Raw genomic sequence first — 12,024 nt, 5'->3', positions numbered from 1 at the left:
AGCCAACCCAGCCAACCCAGCCAACCTAGCCAACCCAGCCAACCCAGCCAACCCAGATAAATTTAACTAGAAATTTTCATAAAAATGGCAAGAAATTTATGCCAAAGTATAAAAATCGCCTTAAGCTAAGCCATTTTTAAGCACAACAACCGATATATTTTAAATTTAAAAGAAAATTTGACCTAACCAAAGAGAGCAAATTTAAATTTGTAGATAAATTTTACCCCCAAACAAAGTGCCAAAAGGATTTAAATTTTAGCCTTAGCTCTTATCAAATTTAGCTTTTTTACAGCCTCGTCAAAGTCGTCAGAGCTTATAAAAACGCTAATGTTTTCATTTTTCTTATAGACTTTGTCGTAGTATTTTGTAAGTAAAATTTCAGCCACTTTGGCGATGTCGTTTTCATTAAATTTAGCCACCGCCTCATCTCTGGCCTCTTTGTCTATAAAGGGTGAAATTTTCTTTATACACTCATCAAAAAATGCTTTATCCACGCTTTTATAGTCGCTTATGATGCATGAAATTCTATTTTCTAAACTTGCGCTTACCTCGACGCAGATGCCGCAACGCATCGCCTCATAAAGGCTTTTTGGAAGTGTTAGCGAGCCTATCCTTCTACTCTCGCCCTCGATAAAGCAAATTTGATCTTTTAGCGTGATGAGCTTCTCAAAGAGCGCGTCTTCAAAGCTTTTTTGGCTAGGCTGTGCGCCATTTATCGCGCCAAAGACCGAGCCTAAGTGATTTGCCATCGCTTCAAGGTCGATTGATGGCGAGAGTGCCCTTATTAGCTTGCTTTTATAGCAGCCAGTATTGCCAAAAAGAGTGATAAATTTCGTGCTTAAAGGACGCTCTAAAAACTCTAAAACATGATTTCTATAAGCCTTATAGCCGCCATTTAGCCTAAAAACCCTATACCCAATCATGCTTAGCACAAAGCCAACCGAGCTTGATCTAAGTCCGCCCTTTGCGCAGTAGATACCGATCGCAGAGCCGACCCTACACCTTTTATAGACCTCGTCGATGATATTTTGCAAATTTTTGCAAATATATTTTGCACCAAGGCTCTTTGCTAGGGCCCTGTCGCTTTTGTAGATCGTGCCAACCTCTTTGTGCTCAGCATCATCAAGCGCATATAAATTTAGAGCATCTTTTATGTGCGAGTAGGCATACTCATGTGGCGATCTAGCGTCTATCAGGACTTCAAAGTCGCCCCTTTTTTCCAGCCACTGCTCGATATCAAGCTCAAATAACGCCACTAAAAGCCTTTTTTAGCTTTTGATAAAGCGGATGAAACGGAGTGCCATTTACCCTGACATCGGCGATCGTTGTGATGAAATTTGTATCCCCGCTCCACCTTGGCACAAGGTGATAATGCACGTGCTCAGCTATGCCAGCGCCTGCTGCCTTGCCTAAATTCATACCGATATTTACGCCCTGAGCATGAAGCTCGCGCTTTAAAATTTCGACCCCAAGCCTTACAAATTTACTCATCTCAAACCACGTCTGCTCGTCAAGCTCCTCGATCTTGTCGGTGTGATGATTTGGTATGATCATAAAGTGACCTGGCGAATATGGGTATAAATTCATGATCCCAAAGCAGTGCTTAGCACGAAAAAGCACGCCATTTTTCTCGTCGTCCTCTTTTGAATTTATGACCTCGCAAAAGACACAACTATCTTTTTTTGCGCTGAAATACTCGCTTCTCCAAGGGGCACAAAGGTGCTGCATCACTCGCCCTCCTTTATCTTTTTAACGGCATTTTTTATATCATCTTGCCTCATGAAATGCTCTCCTATCAAGAAAGCATCAACTCCGATCTTGTTTAGCTCGCGAAGCTGCTCATGCTCGTAAAGGCCGCTTTCAGCGACTATTATCTTGCCGTTTGGCAAAAGCGGCACGAGCTTCTCGCAAAGGCTCATATCCATCGTAAAATCATCCAAATTTCTATGATTTATCCCTATTATATTTGCTCCTGCAAAGATCGCCTTTTTCACATCGCTCGCGTCATGGGTCTCCACTAAGACCTCAAGCCCCAAGTGGTGCGCGTACTCAAGTAGCTCTTTTAGCTCGCCTTGAGTTAGCGCCTTGGCGATGAGCAGGATAAAGTCCGCTCCATAAACAAGCGCTTCTAAAATTTGATACTTATCAACGATAAAGTCTTTTCTAAGGATAGGCCTTGAGGCGTAGCGGCGAACTTGCGTGATGTATTCTATGTCGCCCTTAAACCAGTGAGGCTCTGTTAGAATACTAAAAGCATTTGCGTACTGCTCGTACTCCTGAGCTATTTTTATCGGCTCAAAGTCCTCTCTTATCACGCCTTTACTTGGGCTTGCTTTTTTGATCTCGGCTATTATCTTTATAGGCTCATCTTTACTTGATCTAAGTGCGCCTAGAACGTCTCTTGGCACGTATGGGTTGTATGCGAGCGAGCGACCTAGCCACTCCTGCGGATAGTCAGCTTTTCGCTTTTTTAGATCCTCTTTTGTCTTTTTTATGATCTCATCAAGTATCATTTTTTAAGCCTTTTGTTTAAATTTATTATGCAGCGCTCAATTAGATGCAGGTGCTCTTTTGCCTCTTTTGAAGTCCTAAAATCAACATCTTTCATCGCGTGAATCATTATGCCCTTTGCCTTTTTGCACTCGCCAAGCTTGAAGTAACCCCACGCTAGCGAGTCCTCGTAGTAAGGCGAGTCAGGCGATATCTCAAGTGCTTTTTGCACCATCTCCACGCCCTTTCTAGGGTCTATCTCGTGATCAATGAGCAAGTAGCCGTAGTAGTTAAAAAACATATCGTTATTAAGCTTTGGCACGCTAGCTTCAAATTTATCTAAGATATCAGTGATCTTTTTCTCATCTAGACTATCTTTGTTCATCTCATACTCGTAGATGGCGGCCTTTGCTAAGAAATTTAGATCCCTGCTATCGTTATAAATTTTAACCGCCAAAACGTATGCATCGCCAAAATTTCCAGTAGCAGCGTAAAGATCCATCAGCGTGGCGTCGTTGTAGCCATATTTTTTTAAGATTTCAATAGCCGCTTTATAATTTTTAGCATAGACAAAATACTGCACGATCTTGTCAAGATAAGAGGTGTCGTGAGTGATGTCGTAGATCTCTTCAAAAAGCTCGATCACCTTTGGGAAATTTCTTTGCTGAGAGTAAATTTCAGCCAAAAGCTCGCATGTCTTTTGAGTGCAGCCCTGCTCCTCGCGGAATTTCTCGAGGTATTTTGTCGCATCATTTACATTGTCCATGCGGTTTAAAAGGATATCAACGATGCGGAGCAAATTCTCCTCTTCAGGCTTTAGCGAGTATGCCTCTTCAAAGTATTTTAGCGCCGTTACCGTATCATTTTGCATCATACAAATAGTGCCAAGCATGAGCAAATTTTGAGCGTTTGGCTCTTTAGTGGCAAGCTCTTGCATCAGCTCTTTTGCCTCGTTTAGCTTGGAGAGATTGACTAAATTTGCAACCTTGATCCTGATAAAATCGCTATCGTCTTTTAAACTCTTCTCGCCCTCACTCATAAGGCTATCTAAATTTTCATTTTTTGTAGCAAAGGCTAGCTTGATCGCCTCTTTTAGATAGGTCTTTTGATTTGTCTCTTTAAAAAGCCCTAGATAGGTCTGGATACTAGCATTTACATCGCCACTATCTTGCGAGATGAGAGCTTGCATTAGGCGTAAATTTACACTTTTGTTATCATCTGCAAGTAGATGTGTGCTAAAAAATACGCTTATAAAAATTATTAAAATTTTACGCCAATGCATTCTGCTCTTAGCTCCTTTAAATTTCTTTTAAAATAATCCCAAAACGGAAATGTCCTGCACTGCTTAGGTCTTAGCTCATAAACCGAGCAGTTTTTATTTTTCTCATCAAAAAATATGCAAGCAAAACCGTCATCATAAGGCTTTTCTTTGATGCTTCGCCTTACACCCACTTTTATTAAAAATTTGCTCTCAAACTCATCTTTTAGCATATCAAAAGCAGCGCAAAATTTTAAAATTTCACCCTCATCTATCCAGATGTAGCCGCTCTCGCCAGTGCAGCATTTGCCTCCGCAACTTTCGCAAAAGCTAGGATCAAACTCATAGCTAAAACCATCAGCCCTCACGCTATCTCCTTGTAAGAGACGCTGTTTGTATCTGCTTTTTTAAAGATCTCGCTTGCCTCTTTCGTGTGCGCGCCATCCTCGCTCATCACAAGAGGCGGCAGGACTTTTAGCTTTGAGTTTGAGTTGTTTCTCACTTCAAGCAAAGCTAAATTTGCTGGCTTATCCTTTTTGGTATGGACAAATTTTAAGCTCACCAAATTTAGTTTATACTCTTTTAAGCAAGCCACTATCTCGCTAAGATCATCTGGCGCATAGCAAAAAAACGCCCTTTTATGTGGCTTTAAATTTACGCTTATGCCTCTTATAAAATCCTTTAAATTTAGCGAGCTTGCGTATCTGCTAACTTTTATGTGCTCATTTTGGCTTTTTGTAACACCGTCATGATAAAAGGGCGGATTTGAGATGATTAGATCAAATTTCTCACTATCTTTAAAATTTGCAAAATCAGCCGTTATGGCTCTAGCCTCTAAGCAGTTACTCTTTGCGTTAAAGCTTGAAATTTCGCTATTTAGCTCTAAAAGATCAAGCATGCTTAGATCTATCTTTTTAAAGTCACGCTTAAGCAAAAGTCCAAGTATCCCACACCCTGCTCCAACGTCCAAAACCCTACCAGAAATTTCGCCTACGACCGAGCAAATAAAATCATAAAGAACGAGCGTATCGCTGTTGTAGCGATAGCCATTTTCAAGCTGGGCTAAGATCATCTATAAACCTTGATGATAAAGCCGCGCGTCACATCTTTTACTATCACTTCGGAGCTAAAGCTGATCCTTGCAAAGTCGCCAAATTCCTCTTTTATAAGCTCAGCCGCAGCCTTTGCACGCTCCTTGCCAACGCCGTAATTTACGTAGTTGTTTAGCTTGCCGAGGTCATCTTTTTTGATATTTTGAGCGACATTTGATGGGATGACAAAATTTTTCTTATCCACGATCGGGATGATCTCATACATATAGTTTGAGTTAAATCTCTGCAAAAACTCGCTCACTCTGTTTTTGCACATTATGCTCACTTTGTCTTTTGCGTCCATGTCGTCACACTCGATGCTAGAGATGAGGACGAGCTTTGTTGGGGTCTCAGGCTTTGTCGTAGCTTGTAAGATATTTTTTAAATTTACATTTTCATTTTCAAGCTCGTCTTGTCTGTTTAAATTTTGCTCGATATCTTTTTGAAGCTCGATGATCTGGGCATTTACGGCTCCACCTTTATGACCGCTCGAGCTTAGCTCGTTTATCTTCGAATTTAACCTCTCGATCGTCTTGTTGCTCTCGTTTAGCTTTTGCTTTGCATTTTCTAGTTCATTTTGTAAGCTTAGTAAATTTTTGCCGCCACTTTTGTTGTTGTCGGTTAAAAATGTTGAGGTATCTACTATCTTTTTTTGTAGCATATTTATCTGCTGGCGCAAAATTTCATAGTTTTGCATGTCGATCTTTAGCGTTCTTTTTTGCGTTTCTAGCTCGTTTTGCTTGGCGATTAGCATCTGGCTTGTCTTTGTGACATTTTCTTCAAGCTCTTTTATCTTTGCATCTTTTAGATCAAGCTTTGAGCTCAAATTCTTTAGCTCGCCCTCGTTTGAGCCAAGTTTCTGCGACTGCAAAGAGATGGTTTGGTTTTGATCAAATAGCGTTTTTAGAAATTTAGTTGTCTTCGTATCAAGCGCTTTTAGCTCTTCCCCACTCTTTTTAAGGCTCTCTTCACTCAAACTTAGCTTTTTGCTTAGCTCACTTAGAGTTGAATTTGCGTCTAAATTTTGCTTTTCAAGCTTTTTATTTAGGGCATTTGCCCTCTCAAGCTCTTTTTTAAGCGAGCTTATATTTTCATTTGCAAGTTTGTTCTCTTGTTCGCTTTTTAGGCTCTTTTGTTTTAGATCGTCAAAACTCTTATGAAGTGCCGCAAGCGAGGCATTTAGCTCTAAATTTTTGCCATTATAGCTTTGTGCCATTAGATCTTTTGAGTTTAAATTTTTCTTGATCTCTTCAAGCTCGTAAATTCTATCTTTTAGTGCAGTCTTGTTTGACTCAAGAGCCTCCTGCAGATCGATTATCTTATTTGCCTTTTTAGAAAGCTCATCCTCCATAACGCTCTTTTGTGTCTCAAAGCCATCATTTAGCGCATTTATCTCTTTTTCGTAGCTAAATTTTTGAGTGTCGGCGTCATTTTTAACTCGCTCGATCTCCTCTTTTAAAAGCAAAATTTCTTTTTTCTCGCCTCTATCTTTTTCGCTTTGAGCTTTTTCATACTCTTTTATAAGAGCCTCTTTTTGCGTAAGCGTCGCATTTAGCTCGTTATTTTGCTCTTTTAAAGCGGTGTAGTTTGCCTCAAAGCTCTCTTTAAATTTATTAAAGCTGGCCTTGGCATCTTTTAGCTTGCTCTCATCGCTATTTCTAGCGTCATTTATCGCATTTTCAAGGTCGATTATCTTTTTCTCGTAAGCCTTTGAGCTCTCTATCATATCAGCTTGCGCTTCATTTAGGCGCTTTGTCAAAGCTTGGATATTTTCAAAGTGTTGCGCCTCAAGCTCGCCAAGAGCCTTTTGATTTTTTTCTACTATCTCGTTTTTTTCATTTTCGATATTTCTTTTCATCTCTGAAATTTTGCTTATGAAGTCTAAATTTTTCTCGCTCATATCGACATTATCAGCGGCCAAAATTTCATTTTTTTTGCTTAGCTCGCGCACTTGCTCTTGAAGCTCTTTTACATTGTCTGATAAATTTAGATCCTTGTCATCAACAAAATTTTGCATGTAGCTCTTTGGCGTGATGTAGCCGCCATACTCGTAAAGATCGTCTTTGCTTACATATCTTTGCTTCTCTTCTTCAGGGAGATCATCAAAATTTATAGAGTAAATCGTTTGATTAGTATCTTTTGGCGTCTCGTCCTCTTTTTGAAATTTCAAAAACGAGAGAGAAAAGCCAGCTATCAGACAAACAATAGCTAGTGCGATTTTATTTATCAAGCTTGTGCCTTGCCTTTTAAGATATCTTTGATAACGCTATGAGCGTGATTTAGTCCGACTACTATCGAGCCGCCATTTTTTAAAACGATGTCGCCTCCCACGTATAGTCCTGGCACGCTACTTTGGTAATTGCTATCAACTATCGGAGTGCCTTTTTCATCAGTTTTTATCTGACATTTTTGTAAAAAATCAACCGGACTTGAGCCACCGATCGCATAAACAACCCTGTCATAGACACGAATTTTGCCATTTTCATAATGCACTCTTACCTTGCCTGATTCATTATCGATCTCGGTTATATCGTGATTTAGCCTTACTTTTATCTTATTGTGCTTCTCAAGCTCCCAAAGAGCGCTTAAATTTGTCTCATTTACACGGCTAAATTTATCTTTTCTGTAAGCGATCGTAGTTTTGTTATACTGACAAAGCTCGATAGCATACTCAACTGCGGAGTTGCCACCACCCACAACTAGAACTTTTTCGCCATTTGTGCAGTTATCAAGGTTAAAATTTACAACTGAATTTAGTGATGGCGGGATCTTATAGTCAGGTTTGTTTGGTCGCCCCATTTTGCCGATAGAGACCATCACGTTTTTGGCTTCATAGACAGCTTTTGAAGTAGTTACTTTAAAGATTTCGCCCTCTTTTTTTACGCTTTCGACCTCAGAATTAAAAAAAGCCTCGATATTCTCAGAGTCAAGTAGCTTGTCAAAATAATCAAGCGTGCTCTCTTTTGTGCCATCTTCAAACGAAACTAGCCCATGTATCGTGCTATCTTGCCCTTTATACTCTTTATCGACGCGTTTATTGTCTTTATAAAATTTTCTGATCGTTTGGCTGTGGTTGTCACCTTTTTCAAGGAGCAAAACATTACTTAAGCCATTTCTTTTAGCCTCTACTACGCTAGCTATGCCACAAGGTCCGCCGCCAACTACTATTAGATCATAAATATTTGTCATATTTTTCTCCAAATTTTATAAATTTTAAGCTTTTTTAACTAGATCAGCCATCAAAAATGCAAGCTCTAAAGCCTGATCAGCATTTAGTCTTGGATCGCACTGCGTCTCGTATCTCTCTTTTAGCGAGCTTTCGGTGATGTTTAGCGCGCCACCAGTGCACTCTGTCACATCTTTGCCAGTCATCTCAAGATGCACGCCACCTGCTCTTGTGCCCTCAGCTTTATGAATTTCAAAAAAACTTCTAACCTCGCTTAGAATTTTACTAAATTCACGAGTTTTGTAGTTGTTTGAGGTCTTAACGGTGTTACCATGCATCGGATCGATGCTATAAACGACATTTAGCCCCTCGCGTTTTAGCTCTCTTAAAATTTTTGGTAAATTTTCACCAATTTTATCAGCGCCCATTCTGATTATCACATTTAGCCTGCCAGCTTCATTTTCTGGATTTAGCTTATTTGCAAGCGCGATGACATCTTCTGCCTTTGCGCTTGGTCCGATCTTTACACCGATAGGATTTTTCACACCACTTAAAAAATGTACGTGAGCGTCGTTTATACCGCGCGTTCTCTCGCCTATCCAAAGCATGTGAGCCGAGCAGTCATACCACTCGCCACTAAGGCTATCAACCCTAGTTAGCGCCTCTTCATAAGGCAAAAGCAGTGCCTCGTGAGATGTATAGACTGCGGTTTGATTTATAGCTGGTGTATTTGCCGAAGTGATGCCACAAGCTGCCATGAAAGATAGAGTTTTTGTTAGATCATCAGCTAGTTTTGCGTATTTCTCGCCGATCTCTGGCTTTTTAACAAAGCCTAAATTCCACTTATGCACCTGATGAAGATCGGCTAGACCTCCTCTTGAAAAGGCTCTTAAGAGGTTCATCGTAGAAGCACTTTGATAATAAGCCTCGATCATGCGTTTTGGATCAGGAACTCTTGCCTGCTCGTCAAATTCAAAGCCATTTATGATGTCGCCTCTGTAGCTTGGCAATTTAACGCCATTTACCTCTTCATAGTCGCTACTTCTAGGCTTTGCAAACTGCCCTGCCACGCGGCCTACTTTGACCACCGGACAGCCACCACCAAAGGTTAAAACTATCGCCATTTGAAGTAGGACTTTAAACATATCTCTGATGTTGTTTGCGTTAAAATTTGTAAAGCTCTCAGCGCAGTCGCCACCTTGAAGCAAAAAAGCCTCGCCATTGCAAACTTTTGCAAGCTCATTTTTAAGACTTCTAGCCTCACCAGCAAATACCAAAGGCGGAAGTGCTTTTAGTTTTTCTTCAGCCTCTTTTAGCTCTTTTAAATTTGGATAAGTTGGTTGTTGCAAGATGTTAAATTCTCTCCAACTATCTCTGTTCCAAGTCATAAATTTTTCCTATCTTTTACCTTGATTTAGCGCAGATTATATCACGCAAAACTTAAAAAATAAAAGCCATTAATGGGTTATTAAAGATATTTTACATACAATCGCTACTTTAAATTTAACCAGAAAAAGAGAAGATTTTTTTCATGATAAAAGGCATTTTTTATTCGCTTTTGGCATCAGTTTTATTTAACTGCATCTACTACATGTCAGTGCTCATGAACCCCATCAGCACACAAGCTCTTATTGGATACCGCATGATCTTTGCCATGCCTTTTGTCATCGCCGCCATTTTTTTGTTAAAACAGCAGCGAAATTTCAAATTTTTACTTCTAAAAATAAAGCTAAAACCTAAAATTTTACTAGTTTTGCTTGCCACCTCGCTCATCGTCTCATTTCAGATGTGGCTCTATCTCTGGGCTCCAAGTAACGGCGCAGCGCTCAAAGTCTCTATCGGCTACCTCATCATGCCAATAGTCATGGTCCTTTTTGGACGGATATTTTTCAAAGAGCACCTCTCAAAGACAAAGCTAGCATCAATCTTTTTCGCTGCCATTGGCGTTTTTAGCACAGCAGTCATTAGTGGTGGCATCTCGTGGGAGAGCGCTGTAGTTTTTTGCCTTTATCCAGTCTATTTTACCATTAGAAAGTACTACAACCTTGCAAATTTCTCAAGCTTTGTTATCGAGATAATTTTTATGTTTTTATTCTCATTTTATTTTGCGCTCACAGCCGATATGGACTACGTAATGAGCCAAAATCCAAACATCTACTATCTGCTCATCTTGCTTGGTGCTATCAGCGGCATAGCCCTCATCGCCCAGATCCTCTCAAGCACGCTCGTGCCGATAAATGTACTAGGTTTGCTTACATATTTTGAGCCTATAATGATGCTTTTTGTCTCATTTGCCATCGGCGAGAGACTGGAGAAAAGCTCATACTTTTTGATGATCTGCCTAGCCATCTCTGTCACACTTTTGATGATAGATAGTATAAATTCTATAAAAGGCGACAAAAATACCAAGACTAAATGAGAGCCAAAAAGGCGTTATTCTCGCGCTTAGCGCCTTTTTTATGTGGGGGTTTTTGGCGGTTTATTTCAACCTATTTAGCAAAGATGTCGATGCTTATGAAATTTTAGCCCACAGGATCATCTGGTCATTTTTCTTGATGGCGGCAGTGCTTTGCATCAGTGGCAAAATGGGCGAAATTTTTGCACTTCTTAAGGATATCCGCTCGCTAAAAGCTCTATTTTTAAGTGGTATTTTTATCACTATAAACTGGGGCGTTTATGTCTATGCGGTGGGTAGCGGCAAAATTTTAGACACGAGTTTGGGCTATTTTATAAATCCCTTGATAAGTATGCTTCTTGGCGTCATCATCTTTAAAGAGCATCTAAGCAAAGCTGGCACCATAGCCGTTTGCATCGTCATCGCAGCCGTCTGCGTGCAAATTTATGCCAAAGGCGGTCTGCCACTTGTCTCTATCATCTTGCCACTTTCATTTGGATTTTATGCGATGGTTAGAAAGATGGCGAAGATTAGCGCATTTAATGGGCTTTTTATCGAAACATTTTTTATGTTTCCATTTGCGCTTGGCTATGTTTTATGGCTGGTTTTTCACTCGCAAAGCCACTTTGGACTGAATAAAGACTCACTTTTAATGATCGCTTCAAGCATCGTCACTATCGTGCCACTTGTCGCATTTAACGCAGCTACAACAAGGATAAATTTAACGACGATTGGCTACTTGCAATACATCTCGCCAACCATTGCGATCCTTTGTGCGGTCTTCATTTATGGCGAAATTTTAGACGGCTATAAAGTCGTCTCATTTTGTATGATCTGGCTGGCTTTAGCGATAATTAGCGTGGATAAATTTAGAAAAAGGAGTAAAAATGAATAGCGTAACGATTTATTTGCTGCTTGCGTTTTTTGCAGCGCTTATTTTATATTTTCAGATACAAAAACTAACCAAAAAGCTTGACAATGAGGGGGCGGTACCTGCCTATCAAAAGGCTGCGCAAGAGGTTTTAGAAAATTTAAGCAACGCAGAGAAATACCCTAAATTTTGCAATGTCATCTTAAAAAAGATAAATGCTCTAAGGCAAGACATACTCTTTGAAGATGCGCTAAATGAGGCTAGCGACAAGGACAAAGCTCTTGATCAGCTCGAGCAGACAAGAGACAAGCTAGAAGCACTTTTGAAGCAAGAAAATGCAAACTGGGAGAGCAAACTTGTTGAAATTTTAGATGAGATCGATGGCTTTGTAAAGGCAAATTTCAAAAACGGCGAAGATAGAGCCGAAGAGCTAAGGGACGAGCTAAAAAAAGAATTTGATGGGTTGTGAGAGTGACTTTGCTAAATTTTAAAAATTAAAGGAGTAAGCGTGTTTGAATTTATAGATTACGATGGTTTTCAGGACTACTGCGATAAGAATAAATATATGGAGAATAGCTCCGTTAAAGCCTATTATTCTTACTTAAAAAACTTCATTAGTTTTTTAGAAGATAATAAAATTTATTCATTTACTGACTATGATAATGCGGATATAAAATATTTAGAACAAGAATTTACAAAAACGGGTAGAAATGAACAAACTTTTAATAAGTATATGCGTGCAGTAAATTGTTA

General features: G+C 39.8%; 13 protein-coding genes. 4 read left to right on the top strand and 9 right to left on the bottom strand.

Annotation, left to right across the window (positions count from 1 at the left end):
• Positions 1-248: 248 nt before the first annotated feature.
• From mnmH to G6W43_RS10200, 9 genes are read right to left on the bottom strand one after another with little or no spacing between them, the layout of a single operon-like run.
• On the bottom strand, positions 249-1,256 hold the full coding sequence (gene mnmH, locus G6W43_RS10240; RefSeq protein ID WP_194169739.1) for a tRNA 2-selenouridine(34) synthase MnmH: 1,008 nt from the start codon (positions 1,254-1,256) through the stop codon (positions 249-251).
• On the bottom strand, positions 1,243-1,728 hold the full coding sequence (locus tag G6W43_RS10235; RefSeq protein WP_002942290.1) for an HIT family protein: 486 nt from the start codon (positions 1,726-1,728) through the stop codon (positions 1,243-1,245). Before G6W43_RS10235 ends, mnmH begins: the two co-directional genes overlap by 14 nt.
• On the bottom strand, positions 1,728-2,513 hold the full coding sequence (trpC, locus tag G6W43_RS10230; protein WP_194169738.1) for an indole-3-glycerol phosphate synthase TrpC: 786 nt from the start codon (positions 2,511-2,513) through the stop codon (positions 1,728-1,730). The genes G6W43_RS10235 and trpC overlap by 1 nt, the downstream gene beginning before the upstream one ends.
• Positions 2,510-3,772, bottom strand: coding sequence for a tetratricopeptide repeat protein (locus tag G6W43_RS10225; protein WP_194169737.1), 1,263 nt, complete (start codon positions 3,770-3,772; stop codon positions 2,510-2,512). The genes trpC and G6W43_RS10225 overlap by 4 nt, the downstream gene beginning before the upstream one ends.
• A complete protein-coding gene (locus G6W43_RS10220) occupies positions 3,751-4,116 on the bottom strand; it encodes a YkgJ family cysteine cluster protein (RefSeq protein WP_194169736.1) in 366 nt (121 codons plus the stop codon). The genes G6W43_RS10225 and G6W43_RS10220 overlap by 22 nt, the downstream gene beginning before the upstream one ends.
• On the bottom strand, positions 4,113-4,820 hold the full coding sequence (locus G6W43_RS10215; protein ID WP_194169735.1) for a tRNA1(Val) (adenine(37)-N6)-methyltransferase: 708 nt from the start codon (positions 4,818-4,820) through the stop codon (positions 4,113-4,115). Before G6W43_RS10215 ends, G6W43_RS10220 begins: the two co-directional genes overlap by 4 nt.
• Complete coding sequence (locus G6W43_RS10210) at positions 4,817-7,069, bottom strand: hypothetical protein (protein ID WP_194169734.1); 2,253 nt, start codon at positions 7,067-7,069, stop codon at positions 4,817-4,819. Before G6W43_RS10210 ends, G6W43_RS10215 begins: the two co-directional genes overlap by 4 nt.
• Entirely contained in the window at positions 7,066-8,028 is a 963-nt protein-coding gene (locus G6W43_RS10205; RefSeq protein WP_194169733.1) for an NAD(P)/FAD-dependent oxidoreductase, read from the bottom strand. The genes G6W43_RS10210 and G6W43_RS10205 overlap by 4 nt, the downstream gene beginning before the upstream one ends.
• 24 nt (positions 8,029-8,052) lie before the next feature.
• Positions 8,053-9,393: a class II 3-deoxy-7-phosphoheptulonate synthase gene (locus G6W43_RS10200; RefSeq protein ID WP_194169732.1), complete on the bottom strand. Its 1,341-nt coding sequence runs from the start codon at positions 9,391-9,393 to the stop codon at positions 8,053-8,055.
• 143 nt (positions 9,394-9,536) lie between these two features.
• Between G6W43_RS10200 and rarD (G6W43_RS10195) the strand changes: the two genes are divergently transcribed.
• The 4 genes from rarD (G6W43_RS10195) to G6W43_RS10180 all read left to right on the top strand — a co-directional run.
• Positions 9,537-10,424: an EamA family transporter RarD gene (rarD, locus tag G6W43_RS10195; protein ID WP_009293763.1), complete on the top strand. Its 888-nt coding sequence runs from the start codon at positions 9,537-9,539 to the stop codon at positions 10,422-10,424.
• Positions 10,408-11,295, top strand: a complete 888-nt coding sequence (gene rarD / locus G6W43_RS10190; RefSeq protein WP_194169740.1) for an EamA family transporter RarD — start codon at positions 10,408-10,410, stop codon at positions 11,293-11,295. The genes rarD (G6W43_RS10195) and rarD (G6W43_RS10190) overlap by 17 nt, the downstream gene beginning before the upstream one ends.
• Positions 11,288-11,740: a hypothetical protein gene (locus G6W43_RS10185; protein WP_194169731.1), complete on the top strand. Its 453-nt coding sequence runs from the start codon at positions 11,288-11,290 to the stop codon at positions 11,738-11,740. The genes rarD (G6W43_RS10190) and G6W43_RS10185 overlap by 8 nt, the downstream gene beginning before the upstream one ends.
• Positions 11,741-11,779: 39 nt before the next feature.
• Positions 11,780-12,024: hypothetical protein (locus tag G6W43_RS10180; protein WP_194169730.1), on the top strand; the 245-nt coding region annotated here is incomplete at its 3' end.

Source organism: Campylobacter concisus, from assembly GCF_015229965.1.
In the GTDB taxonomy this organism is placed as follows: domain Bacteria; phylum Campylobacterota; class Campylobacteria; order Campylobacterales; family Campylobacteraceae; genus Campylobacter_A; species Campylobacter_A concisus_BD.
This window is presented reverse-complemented; position numbering and strand designations above follow the sequence as displayed.

Coding starts and splice junctions, on each gene's coding strand:
- rarD (WP_009293763.1), top strand. CDS start 9,537: ATGATAAAAGGCATTTTTTATTCGCTTTTGGCATCAGTTTTATTTAAC.
- G6W43_RS10200 (WP_194169732.1), bottom strand. CDS start 9,393: ATGACTTGGAACAGAGATAGTTGGAGAGAATTTAACATCTTGCAACAA.
- G6W43_RS10235 (WP_002942290.1), bottom strand. CDS start 1,728: ATGCAGCACCTTTGTGCCCCTTGGAGAAGCGAGTATTTCAGCGCAAAA.
- G6W43_RS10225 (WP_194169737.1), bottom strand. CDS start 3,772: ATGCATTGGCGTAAAATTTTAATAATTTTTATAAGCGTATTTTTTAGC.
- G6W43_RS10205 (WP_194169733.1), bottom strand. CDS start 8,028: ATGACAAATATTTATGATCTAATAGTAGTTGGCGGCGGACCTTGTGGC.
- trpC (WP_194169738.1), bottom strand. CDS start 2,513: ATGATACTTGATGAGATCATAAAAAAGACAAAAGAGGATCTAAAAAAG.
- G6W43_RS10215 (WP_194169735.1), bottom strand. CDS start 4,820: ATGATCTTAGCCCAGCTTGAAAATGGCTATCGCTACAACAGCGATACG.
- G6W43_RS10185 (WP_194169731.1), top strand. CDS start 11,288: ATGAATAGCGTAACGATTTATTTGCTGCTTGCGTTTTTTGCAGCGCTT.